We start from the raw sequence: 22,564 nt of genomic DNA, 5'->3' as shown, positions 1-22,564 counted from the left end.
AAAGAGTACGGCTGTTACGTCGTCACAGTAGTGTTGGAGCTTGGAGCGAATTGGACAATTTCGAGCACAACCGGGGTGTTAGCTGGAATCGAGCCGCTTCCGGTCGGGACGGTAATGGACAGTGACCCGACGCCGGTAGCTCCTGGGGTGTACGTCGATATCCCTTCCATTTGCAAAACGCCGTTAATGTACACGTTAAAGTAGCTATTGTTAGTTGCCAATGCTGGCAGCTGTGTCGCTTGGCTGCCGTCGTCTTGCAAAAAGCTGGCTGCGTCGATCGTTAAGGTTGCTCCTTCTGCTGTTTCAGCTGTTGTGATGTAAAAAAATCTTGCGACGTCTGGTGCAACCTCTGTCGTGGTAGTAGCGGCGACAAACAATTTAATTAATTGCAAAGCCATACAATCTCCCCTTCTCCATTTTGTGTTTAACATGCTGTGGCCCCGAAGCTGAGCCAATTATCATCCGTTCTTTTTAGTATCTGGAACTCTGTTGGCAATCAGCCGGTGCCATAGGTTCATTTTATTGTATGGATTAATTACAGAGGATGGCTCGGCGATTGCCGTAATGGGAGAAAAATGATGTTTTTGCCCTGCTATACCAGCCTGTTTTACCAGTGAATTTGAATTATGAAACAAACATTTTAAACGAATTTGGTCGTTTTATGATCCTGTTATAATAGACGGAATTAAGTGGAATATAGTGATTTTTTACTACCGTTCATTAACCTGCCATTTTGTTTGCTATTCACTTTGAAGATGGGAGGTGAATATACTAATGCAAAATATCTTGCGGAGTGAAATGATCACGAAACAATATGGTGTGTTTGGGTGAGCAAACGAATGAAACGGACATCTTCAACAGCAAAACATGTGATTGCTGCTTCCAAAGTATACGATTGGACCCATGCTGTACTGACCATTCCCCTCCGTGTGGCGCTCCACTTCCCTCCGCGTGTCTTGCAGGCGGAAACGTACCAGTATAACACCATATCAGACGGAGTGAAAACCGTCTATACAGACGGCGATGAACTGAGAGAGTACGGCGACCGCGGTATTTTAGATCCGAAACATGTATCATGGATCAACTTGTTTATTAATGGGGTGCTGCAACCGGAAAAACTGTATGAGGTGGAAAAGGGGAAACTGACGTTGAAAACAGCCGAGCCGCCGCCAAAAGGTGCGCCGATTATTCTTCAATTTATTACCATTAAAATGGGCTTCTAAATTTTTTGCCCCTCCAGCTGCGGATTTGGTTCTTAGAAAAGAGTGTTTTCAACAATGGTGAAGCCTTGGAGAGAGCTCCAAGGCTTGGCTCGTCATCCCCTGAAATATTGTTCGATAAAATCTTTAACAAGAGGAGAGAGTTCGTTTGGCAATTCATGAAAAGGGAAGAATTTCACTTCCAGCGATTCTTCCCCGTCTTCTTTCAGTTCTCCACCGCGGATATCACGGGTGAGATAAACAACAGTGACTGGGTAATATTGATCTCCATTAGGCAGCCGAACAAAATATTTTTTTCCAGAAAACACATCGACTAGTTCCAGTTTGCCGATTTCCAGCCCTGTTTCTTCCCACACTTCCCGCCGGGCTGCTTCTTCTGCGGACTCCCCCAACTCCAACAAACCGCCGGGCAGTCCCCATAAGCCGTCGCGGCGTTTCTGCAATAAAATCCGCCCGCATTCATCGGTGACAGCGACCCCGGCTCCCGCCAAGATGATCGGCCGGGTTCCAATGATTTTTCGCAGTTCTTCAATGTATCCCATGTGCACGCTCCTTTCATGGCCATCGATGGCATAGTATATGTTTGGTCGCTGACAATGGCCGCGGCGGTTGATAGAAAGCGAAACGAAATCGCTCGTTTGATGGCGGCCAAACGGGTGCGTTTAGCCCCGTTTGTTCTGAATGATGCCGTTTAGAGACATGCGGCCGTGGACGGTTCTCTTCATTGATTTTTCAAACGAAAATATAGTATGCTGATAGCGCAGCGATGATGAATGTGGAGGGATGAGGGCAATGTCAATGGCTTACGAAGACTATATGCGCCAACTCGTGCAGCCGATGCGGGATGAACTCGTCCGCGCCGGCTTTCGCGAATTGCGCACGAGCGAAGAAGTCGAGCAGTTTATGGAACAAGTGGAAGGAACGACGTTTGTCTTTGTCAACTCAGTGTGCGGCTGCGCCGCTGGATTGGCGCGCCCCGCGGCGACGCAGGCGGTGCTTAGGAGCGAGAAAAAGCCGGATCATCTCGTGACGGTATTCGCCGGCCAAGACAAAGAAGCGACGGCGAAAATGCGCGAGTACTTTGTCGGCTATGCGCCGTCCTCGCCGTCGATGGCGCTTTTAAAAGGAAAAGAAGTTGTTCATTTTATCCCGCGCGAAGACATCGAGTTTCACTCGATGGAGGACGTGATGGAAAATATTTTGGCTGCGTTTGACAAATATTGCGGTTGATGCCCAACGCCTTCCCCGGCCTTGCATACCGCTGCCGGCGCCGGGGAACGATAAGGGCGGAGGTGATCGGCGTGCCGAAGCGGAAAAAAGACCGTTCGAAAACGGGCGTCAGCGCCCCAGATGTTCGAGGGCAAGGCACGACGGAGACGGAGACAGGCGCCTTCGAGCTTGACTCTGCCCGCAAAAAAACAAAAATCGATTAAAAAGGAGCTCCCGATGCGGGGCTCCTTTTGTCGTTTTCATGCGCAAACTCCCTTCGCATCCAACAGAATGCCAAGGGAGCTGGATGGATCGCCAAGAGCGTTTAGGCGTTGGCGATACAACTATAAATAAAGTAAAGCAATGTAATGAGGCTGGCCGCAAAAAAGATCGTGTTCATGTTTCATTTTTCCCGCCTTTCTGTCTATATTTTCACTGAGAATCTATGATACACTATTCATGTGAACTACCCCCACTTCGCTTTGCTTGAAGTGGGAGCTTCTCAGTTCCACGACGAAAGCATTCTTTCGTCTCCCTGAGCGTGACTTCGGGTCGTCCCAACCCTAGGCATCCGACGATTCGGAGTTCTTTCGCGCCTTGGATATTTTACGCATGGAAGGCTTTGCTTGGTTTTCGCATTGGATATTCTCCATGCAACCCCCTATATCCAGTTCACAAAGAACATGATATACCTTGATTTTATCATGTGTTTTGGCTGACGCCAACCGACATCCATTTGCCGCTGATCGCTGGGCTGCGACCTTCACGCGGTTGAAGCGGGTGTCTTCTTTCGGAACTATGATAAAAGTATATACCAACAAAAGCAAAAAGAAAATGCAGTTTTGGTCTTGTCAAGGGAGAGGAAGACGAAATGAAAAAAGCGAAACGAATGAACGCGTTTTCGGCATCGATTTTCGCCGAGTTGACGGCGTATCGTCAAAAGCAGCGCCACCTTCATGACGAGTGGATCGACTTGAGCGTTGGCAGCCCGGATTTGCCCCCGGCGCCGTTTGTGCGTGAGGCGATCGCCCGCTACGCCAACGAGCCGAATGCGTACGGCTACACATTAAAGGGCATTCGCGAGTTTCATGAAGCGGTCGCCGATTATTATCGGACGGCGCATGGCGTCGTGCTCGATCCAGAGACGGAAGTGACGTACGTCATCGGGTCACAAGACGGGCTCGTTCATTTGCCGATGGTGTTCGCTGACCGGGGGGATGTCATTTTATTGCCGGATCCCGGGTACCCGGCGTATGCGGCGGGGGTGGCGATGGCGGAAGCGATGCCGTATTTTCTGCCGCTGAGGGAGGAAAACCGCTTTTTGCCGGATTTGCGTGCGATCCCGGAGGACATCGCCAAACGGACGACGATCATGTTTATCAACTTCCCTGGAAATCCGGTTCCAGCTGTAGCGACAGAATCATTTTATCGCGAAGTGGTCGAGTTTGCGAAGCGGTACGATATCCTCGTTGTTTCCGATTTTGCTTACGGCGAGCTGTATTATGACGGAAACAAACCGGTGAGTTTTCTTTCTGTTCCAGGCGCAAAGGACGTTGGCGTGGAGATCAATTCGTTGTCAAAAAGCTACAACATGGCCGGCTGCCGGGTCGGCTACTTGTGCGGAAATGCCGAGGTGATTCGTGCGTTTGCCGAGTTCAAGTCCAATTTGGATTACGGAATTTTTTGGCCGCTGCAAAAAGCGGCCGCGGAAGTGCTCCGCCATGGCGCCGGCTTTTGCGCCCAGAGCCGCATGATGTATCAGGCGCGCCGCGATGTGCTCGTGGATGGACTCGCTGACATCGGTTGGACGGTTGACCGTCCGCAAGCCGGCATGTTCGTGTGGGCGAAAATTCCGGACGGATGGACGTCGCTTTCGTTTGCGAAGGCGCTCATCGACCAAGCCGGCGTCGTTGTGACGCCTGGGCACGCGTTTGGGCCGAGCGGCGAAGGGTATGTGCGCATCGCCCTTGTCCAGCCGGAAGAAGTGTTGCGCCGGGCGGTCGCCAAATTAAAAGCGACCGGCTTGTTCGCGTCTTTGGCCGCTGACGGCGGTAGCGGGAGGTGAAGGCGATGAAGCTGCCGTCTTGGCTTCGAAAAACGCTTGTTGCCGCCATTACCGTCTGCACGTTTGGACTCGTCACACCGCCCGCTTCGCTGCTCGCGGCCAAAGAGCCGCCGTCAGATGATGCATCGTCTTCCGACTGGCAGCACAGTCCAACAAGTCGTGCCGAGGAAGCGGTTTCGTTGACGCGAGCTCAATTCATTGAGCGGACGATGGAAAAGGCCGTTGCCCAGTCCCATGAAAAATTCGGCCGCAAAATCGCTCCGGTCATTGAAGATGAGTTTCGCGCCGTCATTTTGCCGCGCATGGAAGAAGTGATCGCCGAGCTTGCCGATCGTTATCCGGAAGAGGAGCTCCGCTATTTGGCTGTTTCGGAAAATCCGTCCGGCGGGCAAGGGGAGCGCATTTTTCATTTGTATCGGGCGGATACGGGAGAGGATTTGATCCGCTTTCACGTCCGCCGCGAGCATCCGCCGCAAGACGGATATTGGTTTCAGTTTCACTATCATACATGCGATGATGGGTTTCAAGCCCATCATGAACTCGGGAAAATCTACTGGTCAAAAAATACGCCGCCGAACTGGCGTACATAATCGCCTACGGTTCTTTCCTGATTTTGCGCGTTTTTTCCCGCTTCGTTCTATGATATGATTTTCATAGATTGAAAGAAGCGGGGGAACCACGATGAAACGGCTGTTCACTAGTTTGTTGGCGGCGCTGTTCGCCGTTCCGCTTCTATCGTTCTCACCGTATCCGGCTGCCCATGGCGTGCTGCTTGAAGAAAGCAGCCTTGGTCTTAGGGGTGTTCCGTCTCATGATGTGCTTGGCCGCATCATCATCGTGCCGGAGACGGAGTTTTCCGCCTCTGAAGCGAATGAAATGATCCGGACGCTCGCCCGCATTGATCGCACGATTTTAGAGCAGGCGGCGGACCACCATATTTACATCCAACTGTTGACCGGCCCGATCACCGATGAGCCGACGGCCCGCCATTTGCGCGGAAAAACGCCGCGCGGTTATATGCCGGGTTCGAAAACATGGGATGACGTGCCGGGCATCGGTGGGTCGCATTTAGTGCTTGTCCGCCTCGGCCATAGCGAAAAAGGAAAAGGGCATGGCTCGGTCAATTTGGAGCTGCATGAGTTTGCTCATTCGCTCGATTACATCGTATTTGACCGCATTCATGAAACGGACGAATTTCAAGCGATTTGGCGGGAGGAGGCGCCGCGGCTCTTTCCCGGCGAATATTATTTTTTGACTTATCCGGAAGAGTATTTTGCCGAGTCGTTTGCCTATTATTATGCAAGCGACAAGACGCGGCAAACGTTGCGGGCGGCAGCGCCGAGAACATATGCGTTGATCCGTGGATTGGCGGAACGGGCCTCGTAAAAGGCTCGTTTTTTTATGGACAAGTGGTTCACCATGCGTTGCTTTATGGTATGATAGAGCGTGAGGTGAGAACATTGCGGCAATATTTGCAGCTTTTGGAGGATATTTTGGAAAACGGCGTCGAAAAAGAAGACCGCACGGGCATCGGCACGCTGTCGGTGTTCGGCCGCCAGCTCCGCTTCAACTTGCAAGATGGATTTCCGCTCGTGACAACGAAAAAATTGCATATCCGCTCCATCATTTATGAACTGCTTTGGTTTTTAAAAGGCGATACGAACGTCCGCTATTTGCAGGAGAATGGCGTGACGATTTGGGACGAGTGGGCGGACGAAAACGGTGATCTCGGCCCGATTTACGGCGCGCAATGGCGCTCATGGAAAGGGGCGGACGGGAAAACAATCGACCAGATCGCGTGGGTCGTCGAGGAGATCAAACGAAATCCGAATTCACGCCGGCTGCTTGTGAGCGCTTGGAACGTGGCGGAATTAGACGAGATGAAGCTGCCGCCGTGCCATTATGCCTTTCAGTTTTATGTCGCGAACGGTCGGTTGTCGTGCATGTGGCAGCAGCGCTCCGTTGATACGTTTTTAGGGCTGCCGTTTAACATTGCCAGCTACGCGCTGTTGACGCATATGATCGCCCAGCAATGCGATCTCGATGTCGGCGAACTCATTTTCACCGGCGGTGATGTCCATTTGTACAAAAATCATCTCGAACAGGCGAAACTGCAGCTGACGCGCGAGCCGCGCCCGCTGCCGAAGCTCGTGATCAAACGGAAGCCGCCGTCCATTTTCGATTACGAATACGACGATTTTGAAATTGTCGGCTACAACCCGCATCCGACGATTAAAGCACCGGTGGCTGTGTAAAGGAGAGGACGCGATGATTTCGCACATTGTGGCAATGGATGAAAACCGGGTGATCGGCAAAGACAACCGCTTGCCTTGGCATTTGCCGGCCGATTTGGTGTATTTTAAACGGGTGACAATGGGCCATGCCATCGTGATGGGGCGCAAAACGTTTGAAGCGATCGGCCGGCCGCTTCCCGGCCGCGATAACGTCGTTGTCACGCGCAACCGCTCGTTTCGCCCGGAAGGCTGCCTTGTGCTTCATTCGCTCGAGGAAGTCAAGCAATGGATCGCATCGCGCGCTGATGAAGTGTTTATCATCGGCGGGGCCGAACTGTTTCGGGCGACGATGCCGATTGTCGACCGGCTGTATGTGACAAAAATTTTTGCTTCCTTCCCCGGCGATACGTTTTATCCGCCCATTTCTGACGATGAATGGGAAATCGTTTCCTATACGCCAGGAGGAAAAGATGAAAAGAATCCGTATGAACACGCCTTTATCATTTATGAGCGGAAAAAGGCGAAATAGATGGGACACGGGCATGGATATGCGTTTGTCGTTGGCGTACGAAACATTTGCGAAGACGCCCCCAAAAACGGGGCATCTTTTTGTTTGAGATCGGAACATTTTGAAAACGTGTTTCTGCATAGAAGCGGGGCGAAAAAGGAACGATAATCAATAGAACCACAATGGAAATGGAGGAAGACGATGAAACATATCGTTCCGTTTGTCGTCAAGCTCGCTGCTTGGAGCGTCGTCTTGTTTTCGATGTTTACGATCTTCGATGCCCCGCTTTCCTTGATTTCACTCATGACGATCGTGACGGCGCTTGTTTCTTATATGATCGGCGATCTGTTCGTGTTGCCGCGCGTCGGCCATTTTGTCGCTGCCGCTCTTGACGTGCCGCTTTCCTTTTTGCTTATTTGGCCGGTCAGCTTTGCCCTCATTGCCCCGTCCGTCAACATGGCATACGGCGCGTTTTTCAGCTCCTTGGCGATCGGGGCGGTTGAAGCGTTTTTCCATTTGTATATGGAAAACCATGTGCACGAAGAAGCAAGAAGGGAAGAAGCGCACCGCTGGTATGATGAAGGAAGATGGGCGACGGAATTTGCCGAGGAAGAAGAGTTCAAAAAAGAGGACGACCGGGCATAGCGCCGGTCGTTTTTTCTGTCCGCTTGCGCATGAAGAAGTAGTTCGCCGTACATATGCTGCACAATTCGCCGTGTTGCCGTCTGGCAGGACGGCTAGGGAGAGGTTTCGAGCAGGAAGGATGACGCTCATCGGATGGCGTCAGGCCAAAAGCGTGAATCCGGCCGGCGGAAGCGTCCAGTATCCGGTAAAGCGGGGCCATCGCGATGTTCACGAGCCCGCTTCCCTTCATCCTCATAAAACTTTTCGAAAATTCCCTTTTCTTTTTGCGAATTTGTGATATAATCTACAAATCAAAGACAACTTAGAAAAGAAAGGGAACGAGAACATGGAACAACAGCTGAAACGGAAGCAAGGGGCAGTATACGTCGAGGACATTTTGATCGCGTATCATACGCTGAAGGATGTTGTTTTCCATACGCCGCTGCAAAAAAATCCGCTGTTATCCGAACGCTACGAGTGCAATGTCTACTTAAAGCGCGAGGATTTGCAAGTCGTGCGTTCGTTTAAGCTGCGCGGGGCGTACAACCGGATGAAGCATTTAACCGATGAGGAGCGGAGAAACGGGGTGGTATGCGCCAGCGCCGGCAACCATGCCCAAGGGGTGGCCTATTCATGCCGGGCGCTTGGCGTGCATGGGAAAATTTATATGCCGGCGACGACGCCTCGGCAAAAAGTGTCGCAAGTGCAGCTGTTTGGCAAAGACATGGTCGAGATCGTGCTTGTCGGCGACACGTTTGACGATTCCTACAACGAAGCGGTGAAGTGCGCCGAGGCGGAAGGGCGGACGTTCATCCATCCGTTTGATGATGAATACGTCATCGCCGGACAGGGGACGATTGGCGTCGAGGTGCTCAACGACTGCGATGAACCGATCGACTTTTTGTTCGCCAGCATCGGCGGCGGAGGATTGATGGCCGGACTAGGGACGTATGTGAAAAGCATTTCTCCGTCCACCAAAGTCATCGGGGTTGAGCCGGCCGGCGCCCCATCGATGAAAGCGGCGCTCGAGCACGGACATGTGGTGACGCTCGATGAAATCGACAAGTTCGTTGACGGCGCTGCCGTCAAGACGGTCGGGGAAAAGACATTCGCCTTATGCCGCGGGGTGCTTGATGACATCGTCGTCGTTCCAGAAGGAAAAGTATGCACGACGATTTTGGAGCTGTACAACGAAAACGCCATTGTCGCTGAACCGGCAGGGGCGCTGCCGATCGCTGCGCTTGATTTTTACAAGGAACAAATCCGCGGCAAGACGGTCGTTTGCGTGGTGAGCGGCGGCAACAACGACATTGACCGGATGCAGGAAATCAAGGAGCGCTCGATGATTTACGAAGGACTGCAGCACTATTTCATCGTCAACTTCCCGCAGCGGGCTGGGGCGTTGCGTGAGTTTTTGGATGAAGTGCTTGGGCCGACGGATGACATCACCCGGTTTGAATACACGAAGAAAAACAACAAAGAAAGCGGACCGGCGCTTGTGGGCATCGAGCTGAAACGGCGCGAAGACTACGCGCCGCTCATCGAGCGGATGAAGAAAAAAGGCTTCCCGTTCCAAGAGGTCAACAAAGACCCGAACTTGTTCCATCTATTGATTTGACGAAAAAAGTCGGAACAAATTCGCCGCATTCCGACATACTTTTTCACCGGATTGGTGTATAATAAAAGTAAATCGGTGAAAAAGAGGATTGATATTTTGCTATTCAAAAGCCTCGAGTTCAAAAACGCATATGGACAGAAGGTCAAGATTATCGAAATTCCTGTATTGGAGGAAGAGAACACATACCGATTCATGATCCAACTGCGCTTGGAGGCGTTTATTGCAAAGGTGTACCGATCGAGAACGAGCCGTTCTGTGTATTCGTTCCGCGAACATTTGAAGAAAGTGCTGAAATGGCCTGTATATGAACAGATCTTTAAAGAAACGGCGTTAAAGCATAATGCATGACTGTTGTTGTTTTGCCCTTGGCGGCAAAACAACTTTTTTTTGGTGGGATTTTCGCCGGTTTCATTATATAATGGAAACGAGATCATCAGTATTAGGAGTGAACGAATGAAATCAATCAAAATTGTAACCGACTCAACGGTCGATGTGCCGGCGGCGGTGCTTGCCGAGCACGGCGTTGAAGTCGTTCCGCTTCATTTGACAGTGGATGGGGAGGCGTTTATCGACCGGGTGACGATCACCCCGGAACAATTTATGGCGAAAATGAAAGCGGCGCGCGAACTGCCGAAAAGTTCGCAGTCATCGGTGGGAGAATTTCTCGCCGTTTACGACCGGCTCGGAGCGGACGGCAGCGAGATTGTGTCGATCCATATGGCTGGCGAGCTGAGCGGTACGGTCCGTGCGGCTGAACATGCGGCCGCTTTGACAGAGGCAGCGGTCACCGTCGTGGATTCACAATTTATTTCCTGTGCGTTGGGGTTTCAAGTGCTCGAAGCAGCACGTTTGGCCAAGGCGGGCAGAAGCGTCGCCGATATCATCCGGCGGCTTGACGAAATACGCCGTTGCACGCGGCTGTATGTTGTGCTTGATACGCTTGAGCATTTGGTGAAAGGCGGCCGCATCGGCCGCGGCAAAGCGCTCATCGGTTCGCTTTTGCGTATTAAGCCGATCGCCGCTCTGGTTGACGGGCTGTATACGCCGGTTGCCCAGGTTCGCAGCTTTTCGCAAGCGGTGTCCCATTTGGCGGGCCGTCTTGTCGAGGAACAAGGGGCCAAACGGGTAGAGAAAATCGCCATCGCCCATGCCGATGCTCCTCGGTGGGCGGAGCGGCTCAAGGAAGCGGTGACAGACATCATCGGCTATTCGCCGATTGACATCGTTGAAACAACGCCGGTCATTTCCATTCACACCGGTCCCGGGGCGCTGGCGCTCATGTACTACGCCGAGGAAGCGCCGCTTGATGAATAAACGCCGTTATTGGCGGCATCAACATATTTTGGTCGAAAAGGAAGGACCTATCGATGTGGAAACGAATCGCACTTTTTCTCGTTGTTCTTTTGCTGGCGGCGTGCGGAAAAACGATTCCGGACGCCAAAAACTGGCCGGTTGAGGACTTTACGTTTGTCGATCAGTCTGGTCAGCCGTTTGGACTTCGCGACTTGAAAGGAAAAGTGTGGGTCGCCGATTTTATTTTTACAAATTGCGAAACGGTTTGTCCGCCGATGACGGCCCATATGGCCAAGCTAAAGCAAATGGCAAAGAAAGAAGGACTGGATGTCGAGTTTGTCTCCTTCAGCGTCGACCCGGAAGTCGACACGCCGGAAAAACTGGCGGCGTATGCGAAGCAATTTACAGATGATCTAGCAAACTGGCATTTGCTGACTGGATACAGCCCGGCCGAGATCAGCGAGTTGGCGCAAAAAAGCTTTAAAACGATCGTGCAAAAGCCGGCCAATGACGACCAAGTCGTGCATGGCACCAGTTTTTATTTGGTCGGGCCAGACGGAAAAGTGGTTCAGACGTACAGCGGCGTGCAAGATGTGCCATACGAAACAATTTTAGAGCATATCAAAATCGTGCAGTCGTCGCAATGAGGCAAAAACGGCTACCGCCTTTTTGCCTTCTTTTCGTCTTTCCCCTTGTTGCGGCAAAAGGCAGGTGTCAAACAATGAGACGGTGGGGATGGTTGTTGTGCTGCTGGCTGCTCGCCGGATGCGTGTCGCTTTCGGCGGGCGGAAAGCCGGAGCGCCCGCATGAAGCCGCCGTCAAGCAGACGGAAGCAAAGCCGCTTCCGAAAGATATACATTTGGTCGCTTTAGGCGATTCGTTGACGGAAGGAGTGGGGGACGGCGAAAGGAAAGGCGGGTATGTCGGCCGCCTTGTCCCGCTCCTTTCGGCAGAAGACGGGGTGCGGACAGTCACCGTAGCGAATTTCGGGAAACGCGGCCGGCGCATCGCTGAATTGGAACCAGTCATTCACGCCCATCAAGCGGAGCTCGGGCGGGCTGATATGATCTTGATCACCATTGGCGGCAACGATGTGATGAATGTCGTCCGCTCGCACTTTTTAGACTTGTCGCGCCAGCGGTTTCAGCAAGCCATGGAAATATTTGCCGACCGACTGGATCATCTATTGATCTCGCTTCGCACGATCAATCCGGATGCGGTCATTGTGCTTGTGGGTCTATACAATCCGTTTTCCACGACGTTGCCGAATATTCCGGAAATCAATGATGTCATTACCGAGTGGAACAAGGCAAGCCAGGCGGTGCTTTCCCGTTATGACCGAACGATTTTCGTTGATATTCAAGACATCTTCATCGACCGCGACGAATTGCTTCATCGCGACGAATTTCATCCGAATGCCGCAGGATACGAACAGATGGCCATGCGAGTGCATGAAGCGTTAGATCAACAAAAAGAGTGGTGGGTAGGGAGCTTATTGCAATGAATTGGAAACGAGCGTTTTGGATGTTGGCGGCTGTCAACGCCGCGGTTCTTGTTTGGACTGTCGCCTGGCTGTTCGAACCCACTTCACCGGTGAAGCGGCCGGCGCGCCCAAATGTGGAGGGAGCTTCGTTTACAGTATACTCGAAGAAGGAGCATTTGAACGCCGTCATGAACGACTATTTGGCAGAAAAAACGAAAGGCCATCCGCTGCAATACCGCGTTTGGCTCGCCGATCGCGTCTATGTTTCAAGCGAAATCCCCATTTTAGGCCGCTCGGTCGAACTTGTCGTCTCGTTTGTGCCCAAAGTAATCAAAGGAGGGAATGTCGAGCTCACGGAGCCGACGATTTCGCTCGGCGACTGGAAGCTGCCAGTGACGTATGTGCTTCGCTACTTGCAAAAGCACGCCCCGCTGCCGGATGAAGTGGCGATTGACCCGGAGCACACCCGCGTCTACGTCGCGCTCACGGACATTCGCTTTGGCAACGGCTATCAAGTGGCGGCAAAAAAAATCGATTTGGCCGCCGATGAGATCGTGTTTACCTTAACAATTCCGACGAAGCAGCACCAGTAAAAAAGGGCTGACCTAAAACGCACCCGCGTTTTGGGTCAGCCCCTTTTTTGCGATTGGGAGCTCCTTTGCCATCTGCTTTTCCGACGTTTTAGACGAGGCGCAGCCCTTTTGGATAAAAGTTTTTCACCGTTCCTTTCACTTCTTTCCCCCAGGCGAACGGAAATCCATCCACGGCCACAAGCAGCCAACCGCGGTCGCCGCCGGTGGAAAGCGTCTCGCCGCGCCAATATTGGACGATTTCGCGGCTTGCGCTCGATAGGTCAAGCACATGTTTCGCTTCCTCTGTCCGCAGCGCCAAGGCAAGGGCATGGTTCGGCTCAAACCGCTCTTTTTTCACATCCCCTAAGTGCAACCCGGCGCGGACGATTTTCAAACCGGACAAATCCGGGCAACGCTCGGGCAACACAGTCAAATGGGCGCCAAATGACACGAACGTGCCGTCTCGCTCTGTCCACAATGCCTCTTGTTCAAACTGGCGATACAGGCGGATCGCGGCTTTTGGCGCGTTCGCTTTTGCCCGTCGCCCCTGCCAAGGCGGGGTGGAGCGCTGCTTTTGCAGCTTGGCGACAAAATGCCCTTCCCCTTTCAGACGGTGCGGCCAAAGGCGGGCGGCGTGGACGAGATCGGATCGATTGGTTTTCGTCCATTCCGGCCGCCCTGGCTCAAGCCCTCCCGCTTTGGCGATCGGCAACAGCCGCAAGTCATCGTGCGCCTCAAGCAGCCATTCAATCGTTTGCTCGTTTTCCTCCGGAGAGAACGTGCACGTGGAATAGACGAGAATGCCGCCTTCTTTCAGCATCGCATAGGCGCTTTCCAAAATGCGCCGCTGTCTGGCCGCACATTCTTCCACATAAGCCGGGCTCCAAAACGAAGCGGCCTCTTCATCCTTGCGAAACATGCCTTCGCCGGAACAGGGGGCGTCGACTAAAATTTTGTCAAAAAAGCCCGGAAACCGCTCGGCAAGCGCCTCGGGAGTTTCATTGACGACAACGGTGTTCGTCAAGCCGAACCGTTCGACGTTCTCTGCGAGCGCTTTGACCCGTTTCGGGTGGATTTCGTTGGCGACAAGCAGCCCTTTGTTTTCCATCATCGCTCCAAGCTGGGTCGTTTTCCCGCCAGGGGCGGCGCACAAGTCGAGCACTGTCTCCCCAGGGGCGGGACGCAGCGCTTCGGCGACCGCCATCGCGCTCGGTTCTTGAATGTAATACAGGCCGGCCGCATGGTACGGATGCTTTCCCGGCTGTTGGTCCGGCTCATAATAAAACCCGGTCGGGCAAAACGGCACCGGGGAAAGGGAAAAGGGCGCCGTTTTTGCCCATGCGCCCGGGTCGGTTTTCAACGGATTGACGCGCAAGCCGTTGATTTTTTCGTTTTCATAAACAGCGAAAAACTCGTCTGCTTCTTCATCAAGCAGCTTCTTCATTTTCGCGACAAATGCTTCCGGCAATCTCAACGCAACAAACTCCTTTCTCCGTCCGTCGTCATGAGCGTTTGCCTGGCCATTTCACTTTTGGCTCCGTTTTGTTCAAGATGCGCTTGATGTTGGCACGATGACGATAAAAGATAAACGAAGCCAGCAACAACACTGCCACCGTCAATGGAATGTCGTCAGTGAAAAAGACGGTGTACACGACCGCATACAGCGCCGCGGCCATCGATGACAGGGAGACGTAGCGTGAAACAGCCAAGACGACAAGAAACACGGCGATGAGCGACAAAAAGAACAACGGCGAATAAAACAGCATCACCCCGCCCGATGTCGCCACCGCCTTGCCGCCGCGGAACTTGGCGAACACCGGATACATATGGCCGACAACTGCCACCGCCCCGGCCAAAAGCGGATGCACGGGGACGGAAAAAAGCATCGGCAAGCTCGCCGCCAGCGTCCCTTTTAGCATATCGCCGACAATGACGATCGTTCCCGCTTTCGCCCCAAGCACGCGGAACGTGTTTGTTCCCCCAAGATTGCCGCTTCCATGTTCGCGGATGTCGATCCCGTAGCCGATTTTCCCGACAAGAAGGCCAAACGGAATCGAGCCGAGAAGATAAGCAAGAAGCAAAATGAGTGCGGTCATCGAATCAAACACCCTTTACTCAACAAGTTTGTGCATGTTTCTATTTTAACATGCATGAGCGAAAACGGTAGACAGGAATTTTGCATTTCAAGGACATAGCCGCTAAACTGAAAAGAAGAAACGGGCTGTCGGAACGTCCGTCCGACCCCGGACCGATGAGAAAGGAGCGACCATGATGAAAACGACGGTTGTATGGAACGGAAACATGTCATTCAGCGGCCAAAGCGCTTCCGGTGTCACCATTCCGATCGACGCGGCCAAAGACGTCGGCGGCAACGATTCAGGCGCTCGGCCGATGGAGCTTTTGCTTCACGCCTTAGCCGGCTGCACCGGCATTGACATCGTTTTGATCTTGCGGAAAATGCGGCTTGATGTCCGCGCGTTTTCGATGGAAGTCGAAGGAACGCGCGCCGATGACCACCCAAAGCGGTTTACAGAGATTCATATTCATTACGCGCTCGAAGGCGATTTGCCGGAAGACAAGGTCGTCCGCGCCATTCGGTTGTCAAAAGAAAAATATTGTTCCGTTTCCCATTCGTTAAATGCCGCCATTACAGCGAGCTATTCGATCAACGGCGTGCGCGGGAAGGAGACGATCTAACAAGGAGAAGGGCTTGACGTTCATGGCCGTTTCGCGTGGCATAGCGCCGAATGACGCTGGCTGTCCACCGAGCTAAAAGGGAAAGACTGTCCGATCAACAGACTCTATCGGGCGGTCTTTTTTTGTTTCTGTTGTTCTCAACAGTCAGTTGTGAATTTACAAAATATTTACGAAAAATCATCCTTTCTTCTCTATCATTGTATGGACTCGCAAGGATATAATGGGAGTGAACGAGAAGGCGAGAGAAAGGGGAACCGGGAATGAAGAATTCCAAACGATGGGGAAGACGGGTGCTATCCGCATTGGCTGCTGCAGCGGTGCTGGCCGCAGTTCCAGTTGGGGCGGCAGGGAACGGGAAAAGCAAGGGGAAGCCGCCTGCTTCCTCGCACCGTTATATTGAGGTGCAGCTGTTAGGCATTAACGACTTCCACGGTCAGTTGAATGTGACGAGAAAAGTCGGCGGGCGGGAAGTCGGACGGGCTGATTATTTGGCCGCTTATTTGAAACAGCGGGAGGCGGAAAACAAAAATACGCTGCTCGTCCATGCCGGCGATGCGGTTGGCGCCAGCCCGCCGGTATCGGCGTTGCTGCAGGACGAGCCGACGATCGAAGTGCTCAATAAGCTCGGCTTTGACGTCGGCACCCTTGGCAACCATGAGTTTGATGAAGGAGTAGCGGAAATGCTCCGCTTGATCCATGGCGGATACCACCCGGCGACCGGCGATTTCGCCGGAGCAGATTTTCCGTACGTGAGCGCCAACGTCGTTGATGCGCAAACAGGAAAGCCGATTCTCCCGCCATATGTGATTAAGCGGGTCAACGGCATGCCGATCGGATTGATCGGCGTCACGCTCACGGAAACACCAACGATTGTGACGCCAAGCGGCGTCGCGGGAGTCAAGTTCATCGATGAAGCAACAGCGATTAACAAAGCGGTCCGGGAACTGAAGAAAAAAGGAGTGCAAACGATCGTCGTTCTCGCCCATAACCCAGGCGTATCCAATCCGGATGGGACAAACGCAAGCGGGGAAATTGTCGATATCGCCAAAAATGTCGATGATGAAGTCGATGTGATTTTCGCCGGTCATAACCATGCCTATTTAAATGCGGTTGTGGACGGCAAGCTGCTCGTTCAGTCGTATTCGTACGGCACGGCGTTTTCTGATGTCGATTTGAAAATCGACCCGCGCACGAAAGACGTCGTCGCCAAAAAAGCGGAGATCGTGACGACCTATCATGACGGCATCACTCCGGACCCGGAAATCCGTGCCCTCGTCGAAAAATATGAAGCGAAAGTGGCGCCGCTTGTCAATCAAGTCGTCGGCACAGCAGCCGAAACGATCACCGATGAACAAAACGAAAGCGGCGAGTCCGCCTTGGGCAATTTGATCGCCGATGCCCAGCGGGCGGCGATGAAAACCGATTTTGCCTTTATGAACCCGGGCGGCATTCGCGCCGATATTGAACAAGGCGAAGTGACGTGGGGCGAATTGTACAACGTTCAGCCGTTCAACAACCAGCTCGTGAAAATGACGCTCACCGGCGCGCAAATCCGCCAGCTTTTGAATCAACAATGGCAGCCAACCCAAACGCGCATGCTGCAAATCTCCGGCCTCCGCTATACATGGAGCGCCAGCAGGCCGGTCGGAGAAAAAGTCATTGACATTCAGCTTCCTGATGGGACACCGCTAAAACCGGACGCCGAGTACACGGTGACGGTCAACAGCTTTCTCGCCGACGGCGGCGATGGGTTCACGGTGTTGACGCATGGGACAAACCGCGAGGTCGGCCCGGTCGATTTGGATGCACTTGTCACTTACATCCGCCAGTTGTCACAGCCGTTTTCGGCACAAATCGAAGGGCGGATCACAAAACTGCAATAGGCGGAACAATTATGATGTTTTTAGAAGCGAAAAAGGGATGCCGAAAACCATCGGCTCCCTTTTGGCTTTAGGAAGTTTTTTGCTCGAACAGCTTGATGATCTCCACGATCACTTCGGCCGCTTTCACCATATTGTCGGCGGAAATGTATTCGTAGCGGCCGTGGAAGTTTTCGCCGCCGGCGAAAAGGTTCGGCGTCGGCAGCCCCATGTAGGAGAGCTGCGACCCGTCTGTACCGCCGCGGATCGGTTTCACCTTTGGTTCAATGCCCAAGTTCGTCATCGCTTCGTGGGCGATGTCAACAATGTGGCGCACCGGCTCGATTTTTTCGCGCATGTTGTAGTATTGATCGTTGATTTCGAGCGTGATTCGGTCGTTTCCATATTTTTGCGCAAGCGAAGCCGCGATCTCTTTCATTTTCGCTTTGCGAGCCTCGAACTGTTCGCGGTCAAAGTCGCGGATGATGTAGTGAAGCTTCGTTTCCTCTACACTGCCTTGGAACGAAAGCAAATGGTAAAACCCTTCATATCCTTCCGTATGCTCAGGCGCCTCATCGGCTGGCAACTGCTGCTCGAACTCCATGGCGATTTTGATCGAGTTGATCATTTTTCCTTTCGCTGTGCCCGGATGGACGTTTTTTCCTTTGATCGTGATTTTCGCTTCGGCAGCGTTAAAGCTTTCATACTCCAATTCGCCCAGCGGCCCGCCGTCGACCGTGTAGGCAAATTGGGCGCCGAATTTGGCAACGTCAAATTTATGCGGCCCGCGGCCAATTTCCTCATCCGGCGTAAAGGCGACGCGCACTTTGCCGTGCTTGATTTCCGGGTGTTGAATGAGATAGTTCATCGCGGTCATAATTTCGGCGATTCCGGCTTTATCATCGGCGCCAAGCAGCGTCGTCCCATCGGTCGTGATGAGCGTATGCCCTTGGTAGTGAGCGAGCTCCGGGAAATCGTTTGGCGACAAGATGATGCCTTGTTCTTTGTTTAACACGATGTCCCCGCCGTCGTACTGTTCGATGATTTGCGGGTTGACGTTGGCTCCCGTAAACTCCGGAGCGGTGTCCATATGAGCCAAAAAGCCAATCACTGGCACGTTTTTGTCCGTATTGGCCGGCAACGTCGCCATCACGTAGCCGTTGTCATCGATCGTCACATCTTCCATGCCGATCGACTTCAGCTCTTCGACGAGCATTCTCGCCAGCTCCCACTGTCCCGAAGTCGATGGGCACGTATGGCTGTTTGGGTCGGATTGAGTGTTGACTTTCGCGTAGCAGATGAAGCGTTCGATGAGTTCCTGTTTCATTGGTTCATCTCCTTATGTATAAGTTTTTCTGGATCAACGAATCATTCCGCCGATGCAGTGAGAAAAAAGAGGCGGTTTCCGTTTTATTTTACCATATGCGGCTTCAAACGGTAAAAAAGAGGGGGGACCTTTCCTACTTGGCGCTATGATGCCCCAAAGTTGGCGTACGGACGCTGCCATTACAGGCGCCGGTGGCAGAGGACGGTTATGGTATAATGAAAAGGCCAGTGCCTCGTCCAAAACGCGAAAGTAGGTGCTTCCTGCCTCGTGCGGATGAAACAAATGGAAAGGAGAAGCCAAACCATGTCATTCAGCTACGTGTCTCATCTGTATTGTCCGAAGTGTGAACGTACATACGATGTCGACCAAATCCATCAACTTTGCGAATGCGGTTCGCCGCTTCTGGTCGCGTACGATTTGGAGTTGATGCGCCAAGAAGTGAAGCGGGAGGCACTTGCGGAGCGAGAACCGAGTTTATGGCGGTATCATGAGCTATTGCCGGTGAAACATCCTGAACATATTGTCTCTTTAGGGGAAGGAATGACTCCGCTTGTGCGAATGCCGCGCCTTGGCCGGAATATCGGCATTGACTCACTCTATATGAAAGACGAAGGCGTCATTCCGACCGGGACGTTTAAAGCCCGCGGCGCGGCGGTTGGGATTTCGAAAGCAAAGGAATTGGGCGTCAAACGACTCGCCATGCCGACAAACGGCAACGCCGGCGCGGCATGGTCGCTATACGCGGCGCGGGCGGGCATTCAGGCGACAGTCGTCATGCCGGTTGATGCACCGGAACTGACGCGAAAGGAATGCGCCATCGCTGGGGCGGAACTGTATTTAGTCAACGGCCTCATTAGCGATGCCGGGCAAATCGTCGCCAAAGCGATCCGCGAATACGGATGGTACGATGCGTCGACGTTGAAAGAACCGTACCGGATTGAAGGGAAGAAAACGATGGGACTGGAGATCGCCGAACAGTTCTCGTGGCAGCTCCCGGATGTCATTTTGTATCCGACCGGCGGCGGCGTCGGGTTGATCGGCATTTACAAGGCGATCAAAGAACTGCAGGCGCTCGGCTGGGTGGACGGCCGCATGCCGCGGCTTGTCGCTGTGCAGGCCGAGCATTGCGCGCCGATCGTCAAGGCGTGGAAGGAGAAAAAACGGGAATCGGAGTTTTGGCCGAACGCCCATACAGTGGCGTTTGGCATCAATGTGCCGAAAGCGCTTGGCGACTTTCTTGTTCTTGAGGCGGTGTATGAGACGGACGGTTGCGCGGTTGCCATTGGCGATGAAGCGATTTTGGCTGAACAGCGGACGGCAGCCGAACTCGAAGGGGCGTTCATTTGCCCGGAAGGAGCGGCGGCGTTTGCGGCGGCACGAACGTTGCGCGAGAGCGGTTGGATTCGCGACGGGGAGACGGTCGTCGTATTAAATACCGGAACCGGGCTGAAATACGCCGATACGGTGGACGTCCATCCGCCGGTGCTCGAGCCGGGGGATATGCTTCCAAAGGAGAATTGACAAGTGGGCGGAGTAGGCGCCAAACATAAAACATATGGGAAAAAATGATAGACAAACGAAAAGAGGTATTGTATACTAAATTCATCGGAATAATAAAAATGTATAAGCGATTCATCTTCGGGGCAGGGTGAAATTCCCGACCGGCGGTGATGAGGCGCTTGGCCTCTCAGCCCGCGAGCCGCAAGGCAGGATCCGGTGCGAGTCCGGAGCCGACAGTATAGTCTGGATGGGAGAAGATGAAGGTTTGCCGGCGTTCGTTTTGGCGCATGCGAACGTCTAGTTGCGCACACCCTTTTTCTCCCTTAAGCCTCGTTCGGTTTAAGGGAGTTTTTGTTGGCGCTCGCGGCGGCAGCCTTCTTCTTGTGAGGATGAATCACGAGAAGGGGAGGAGAACAAGCATGAAACGCATTTCCATCCGCGCCTTTGTCGGCATCGGAGTGTTGGGCGCCATGGCGCATGTGCTCATGATGCTCAACTTTCCGCTGCCGCCGTTTCCGAACTTTTTGCTTGTCGACTTCAGCGACATTCCGGCGCTCATCGCCGCCTTGTTGTACGGCCCGCTCGCCGGCGTGGCGGTCGAACTCTTGAAAAACGTGTTGAACTACGTTTTTGTCGGCAGTGCGACCGGCGTTCCGGTCGGCCAGATCGCCAACTTCACTGCCGGGGTGGCGTTCCTTTTGCCGGTTTCCTATATTTATCGGAAAGCCGCATCGAAAAAAGGCTTGCTGCTGGGGTTGGCGGCGGGAACAGTGACAATGGCGCTCGTCATGAGCGTGCTCAACTACTACGTCTTTCTGCCGGCGTACACGCTTTTTCTTGGCGCTCCGCAGATGAGCGCGCCGGAAGCGAAGGCGTTGGTGGTATCGGCGATTTTGCCGTTTAACGCCGTCAAAGGAGCGATGGCGGCCATCGTATTTCAGCTTCTCTTTTGGCGTCTTCGTGCTTGGCTTGAGAAACAAGCGGCATCCCGCCAAGCCGCTTGATGATCAAAGAGGCTGTCCCAAAAGATCGTCTCTCTTTGAGAGAGATACAATATATCGTGTCGCCGAAGTGATTTGTTCCTACCTCTTGTAATAAAAGAGGGTGTCCCGTTGCGTTTGGGACACCCTCTTTTGCTTTTGTCAAAAGCGAATCCGCGGCACCCACTCAGCAAACCGCTCCTCTTTAAACGGATTGGCGGTCATCGAATAACCGCGCTCCTCCCAATAGCCCGGCTCATCTTCCTTCATAAAGCGGATGCCGGACGCCCATTTCGCCCCTTTCCATAAGTAAAACGTCGCCGGCGGAATGAAACGGAGCGGATAGCCGTGCTTCGGCGAGATGTCCTGCCAGTCGTGATGCTTGTCTTTCCATCGATAGACAAACAAGGCATCATCGCCCATCAGCGCTTCAAGCGGCAAGTTTGCCGAATAGCCGAACCGGTCGCCGTTTAAATATCCGTAAATTTTCACATATTTCACGTCGGGATCGAGCTCGACAAAGCGCAAAAACTCGCGGAAGGCGATGCCTTCAAACGTCGTGTCGAATTTTGACCATGTTGTGACACAATGCATATCGATGGTTGAAACCGTCTTCGGCAGCTGCATCACTTCTTGATACGAAAGCGACACTTCCTCTTTCACATCGCCGAACAATCGGAAATTCCACGTCGCTTCATCGAATTGGTACACATCGCCCTCATGCAAAATTGGCCATTTTTCGGTTTCGAATTGGCCGGGAGGGAGTTGTTTGGTCATGGCGGGCACTCCTTTTTCTGCTAAATTTCTCTTAATTATTCATGATACAAAATAGGGAAAGGGGATGCAATAAAAAGGGGCTCGGTTCAGTTGCTGCGGCGGCATTGTTGAGAGAGGACAAATTCCCCCAAATATTGATTGATTTTCGATTTTTCTTAATTATATAATGAAAATGATGAAATTGGAATGATTGTTCTGAAATACGGAACAACCGAAAGAAAGGGGGAAGAAAAAGCTAGTGAAGAAATAAGGAAGCGAGATGAATGAACCACAATGTCAATACGATGTTTGGAGAGGAGAAGAGAAATATGGTGCTCATTGGCGTGTTGATCGTCATCATCGGCTTCATTGTTCGCATTAATCCGCTTCTTGTCGTGACAGCGGCTGGATTGGCGACAGGACTGCTCGCTCATCAATCGCTGTATGACATTATTGAACAGTTTGGAACGGCGTTTACGACCAACCGGTATATGGCGGTGTTCATCGCCACATTGCCTGTCATCGGCCTTTTAGAACGCTTTGGGCTGCGGGAACAGGCGGAGAGTGTCGTGGCGAAAATCAAGGCGGCGACAACAGGGAGAATCTTGATGGTCTATTT

26 protein-coding genes and 1 riboswitch are annotated in these 22,564 nt (G+C 52.8%); of the genes, 20 read left to right on the top strand and 6 right to left on the bottom strand.

Annotation, left to right across the window (positions count from 1 at the left end; all coding sequences use genetic code 11):
- Window positions 1-14 precede the first annotated feature (14 nt).
- Complete coding sequence (locus GZ1_RS05790; RefSeq protein WP_011231275.1) at window positions 15-398, bottom strand: DUF4183 domain-containing protein; 384 nt, start codon at window positions 396-398, stop codon at window positions 15-17.
- A gap of 441 nt (window positions 399-839) precedes the next feature.
- On the opposite strand from GZ1_RS05790, the gene GZ1_RS05785 reads away from it, so the two are divergent.
- Window positions 840-1,223 (top strand): DUF4183 domain-containing protein, encoded by a 384-nt coding sequence (locus GZ1_RS05785; protein WP_015374894.1) that lies wholly within the window; start codon window positions 840-842, stop codon window positions 1,221-1,223.
- A gap of 92 nt (window positions 1,224-1,315) precedes the next feature.
- Here GZ1_RS05785 and GZ1_RS05780 read toward each other — a convergent pair whose 3' ends face one another.
- The gene (locus GZ1_RS05780; protein WP_011231274.1) at window positions 1,316-1,762 is read right to left on the bottom strand and encodes an NUDIX hydrolase; all 447 of its coding nucleotides are present in this window, start codon (window positions 1,760-1,762) and stop codon (window positions 1,316-1,318) included.
- A 250-nt stretch (window positions 1,763-2,012) separates the two neighbouring features.
- Here GZ1_RS05780 and GZ1_RS05775 point away from each other — a divergent pair, with 250 nt between their 5' ends.
- The 14 genes from GZ1_RS05775 to GZ1_RS05715 all read left to right on the top strand — a co-directional run bounded on the left by GZ1_RS05775 (window position 2,013) and on the right by GZ1_RS05715 (window position 12,847).
- A complete protein-coding gene (locus GZ1_RS05775) occupies window positions 2,013-2,450 on the top strand; it encodes a BrxA/BrxB family bacilliredoxin (protein WP_060788085.1) in 438 nt (145 codons plus the stop codon).
- A 71-nt stretch (window positions 2,451-2,521) separates the two neighbouring features.
- Window positions 2,522-2,653: a YuzL family protein gene (locus tag GZ1_RS18085; protein ID WP_011231272.1), complete on the top strand. Its 132-nt coding sequence runs from the start codon at window positions 2,522-2,524 to the stop codon at window positions 2,651-2,653.
- A gap of 647 nt (window positions 2,654-3,300) precedes the next feature.
- Window positions 3,301-4,494 (top strand): LL-diaminopimelate aminotransferase, encoded by a 1,194-nt coding sequence (locus GZ1_RS05770; protein WP_060788084.1) that lies wholly within the window; start codon window positions 3,301-3,303, stop codon window positions 4,492-4,494.
- Window positions 4,495-4,505: 11 nt separating this feature from the next.
- A complete protein-coding gene (locus tag GZ1_RS05765; RefSeq protein WP_173346448.1) occupies window positions 4,506-5,084 on the top strand; it encodes a YpjP family protein in 579 nt (192 codons plus the stop codon).
- 91 nt (window positions 5,085-5,175) lie between these two features.
- Window positions 5,176-5,880, top strand: coding sequence for an anthrax toxin lethal factor-related metalloendopeptidase (locus tag GZ1_RS05760; protein WP_011231269.1), 705 nt, complete (start codon window positions 5,176-5,178; stop codon window positions 5,878-5,880).
- A gap of 74 nt (window positions 5,881-5,954) precedes the next feature.
- Window positions 5,955-6,749 (top strand): thymidylate synthase, encoded by a 795-nt coding sequence (gene thyA, locus GZ1_RS05755; RefSeq protein ID WP_060788083.1) that lies wholly within the window; start codon window positions 5,955-5,957, stop codon window positions 6,747-6,749.
- A gap of 13 nt (window positions 6,750-6,762) precedes the next feature.
- Window positions 6,763-7,257 (top strand): dihydrofolate reductase, encoded by a 495-nt coding sequence (locus tag GZ1_RS05750; RefSeq protein WP_060788082.1) that lies wholly within the window; start codon window positions 6,763-6,765, stop codon window positions 7,255-7,257.
- Between the two features lie 180 nt (window positions 7,258-7,437).
- Complete coding sequence (locus tag GZ1_RS05745) at window positions 7,438-7,881, top strand: YndM family protein (RefSeq protein WP_020755891.1); 444 nt, start codon at window positions 7,438-7,440, stop codon at window positions 7,879-7,881.
- Between the two features lie 325 nt (window positions 7,882-8,206).
- Window positions 8,207-9,478, top strand: coding sequence for a threonine ammonia-lyase IlvA (ilvA, locus tag GZ1_RS05740; protein ID WP_015374892.1), 1,272 nt, complete (start codon window positions 8,207-8,209; stop codon window positions 9,476-9,478).
- A gap of 96 nt (window positions 9,479-9,574) precedes the next feature.
- Window positions 9,575-9,826, top strand: a complete 252-nt coding sequence (locus GZ1_RS05735; RefSeq protein ID WP_015374891.1) for a YpmP family protein — start codon at window positions 9,575-9,577, stop codon at window positions 9,824-9,826.
- A gap of 105 nt (window positions 9,827-9,931) precedes the next feature.
- On the top strand, window positions 9,932-10,792 hold the full coding sequence (gene fakB / locus GZ1_RS05730; RefSeq protein WP_020755896.1) for a DegV family protein: 861 nt from the start codon (window positions 9,932-9,934) through the stop codon (window positions 10,790-10,792).
- 53 nt (window positions 10,793-10,845) lie between these two features.
- Entirely contained in the window at window positions 10,846-11,418 is a 573-nt protein-coding gene (locus GZ1_RS05725; protein ID WP_011231262.1) for an SCO family protein, read from the top strand.
- A 74-nt stretch (window positions 11,419-11,492) separates the two neighbouring features.
- Complete coding sequence (locus tag GZ1_RS05720; protein WP_060788081.1) at window positions 11,493-12,275, top strand: SGNH/GDSL hydrolase family protein; 783 nt, start codon at window positions 11,493-11,495, stop codon at window positions 12,273-12,275.
- Window positions 12,272-12,847: a YpmS family protein gene (locus GZ1_RS05715; protein ID WP_011231260.1), complete on the top strand. Its 576-nt coding sequence runs from the start codon at window positions 12,272-12,274 to the stop codon at window positions 12,845-12,847. The genes GZ1_RS05720 and GZ1_RS05715 overlap by 4 nt, the downstream gene beginning before the upstream one ends.
- Before the next feature lie 88 nt (window positions 12,848-12,935).
- Here GZ1_RS05715 and GZ1_RS05710 read toward each other — a convergent pair whose 3' ends face one another.
- Complete coding sequence (locus GZ1_RS05710) at window positions 12,936-14,300, bottom strand: RsmF rRNA methyltransferase first C-terminal domain-containing protein (RefSeq protein WP_020755900.1); 1,365 nt, start codon at window positions 14,298-14,300, stop codon at window positions 12,936-12,938.
- Window positions 14,301-14,328: 28 nt separating this feature from the next.
- A complete protein-coding gene (gene plsY, locus GZ1_RS05705) occupies window positions 14,329-14,922 on the bottom strand; it encodes a glycerol-3-phosphate 1-O-acyltransferase PlsY (protein WP_015374888.1) in 594 nt (197 codons plus the stop codon).
- A gap of 175 nt (window positions 14,923-15,097) precedes the next feature.
- Between plsY and GZ1_RS05700 the strand changes: the two genes are divergently transcribed.
- A complete protein-coding gene (locus tag GZ1_RS05700; RefSeq protein ID WP_015374887.1) occupies window positions 15,098-15,523 on the top strand; it encodes an OsmC family protein in 426 nt (141 codons plus the stop codon).
- Window positions 15,524-15,783: 260 nt separating this feature from the next.
- A complete protein-coding gene (locus GZ1_RS05695; protein ID WP_020755904.1) occupies window positions 15,784-17,406 on the top strand; it encodes a bifunctional metallophosphatase/5'-nucleotidase in 1,623 nt (540 codons plus the stop codon).
- A gap of 67 nt (window positions 17,407-17,473) precedes the next feature.
- Here the strand turns inward: GZ1_RS05695 and pepT are convergent, their stop codons facing one another.
- Window positions 17,474-18,709: a peptidase T gene (gene pepT / locus GZ1_RS05690; protein WP_015374885.1), complete on the bottom strand. Its 1,236-nt coding sequence runs from the start codon at window positions 18,707-18,709 to the stop codon at window positions 17,474-17,476.
- Between the two features lie 303 nt (window positions 18,710-19,012).
- Between pepT and GZ1_RS05685 the strand changes: the two genes are divergently transcribed.
- Window positions 19,013-20,230, top strand: coding sequence for a threonine synthase (locus tag GZ1_RS05685; protein ID WP_015374884.1), 1,218 nt, complete (start codon window positions 19,013-19,015; stop codon window positions 20,228-20,230).
- 109 nt (window positions 20,231-20,339) lie between these two features.
- A riboswitch (FMN riboswitch) is annotated at window positions 20,340-20,472 on the top strand.
- 156 nt (window positions 20,473-20,628) lie between these two features.
- The gene (locus GZ1_RS05680) at window positions 20,629-21,213 is read left to right on the top strand and encodes an ECF transporter S component (RefSeq protein WP_060788080.1); all 585 of its coding nucleotides are present in this window, start codon (window positions 20,629-20,631) and stop codon (window positions 21,211-21,213) included.
- Between the two features lie 138 nt (window positions 21,214-21,351).
- Here the strand turns inward: GZ1_RS05680 and GZ1_RS05675 are convergent, their stop codons facing one another.
- Complete coding sequence (locus GZ1_RS05675) at window positions 21,352-21,966, bottom strand: sulfite oxidase-like oxidoreductase (RefSeq protein ID WP_013523784.1); 615 nt, start codon at window positions 21,964-21,966, stop codon at window positions 21,352-21,354.
- A 308-nt stretch (window positions 21,967-22,274) separates the two neighbouring features.
- On the opposite strand from GZ1_RS05675, the gene GZ1_RS05670 reads away from it, so the two are divergent.
- The coding region (locus GZ1_RS05670; RefSeq protein ID WP_157074358.1) for a 5-oxoproline transporter, DUF969 family subunit at window positions 22,275-22,564 on the top strand (290 nt) is incomplete at its 3' end.

Origin of the sequence: Geobacillus zalihae NBRC 101842, assembly GCF_001544135.1 — a bacterium.
GTDB lineage: Bacteria > Bacillota > Bacilli > Bacillales > Anoxybacillaceae > Geobacillus > Geobacillus zalihae.
The sequence above is the reverse complement of the archived record's forward strand: the minus strand, read 5'-3'. Positions and strand labels throughout refer to the sequence as shown.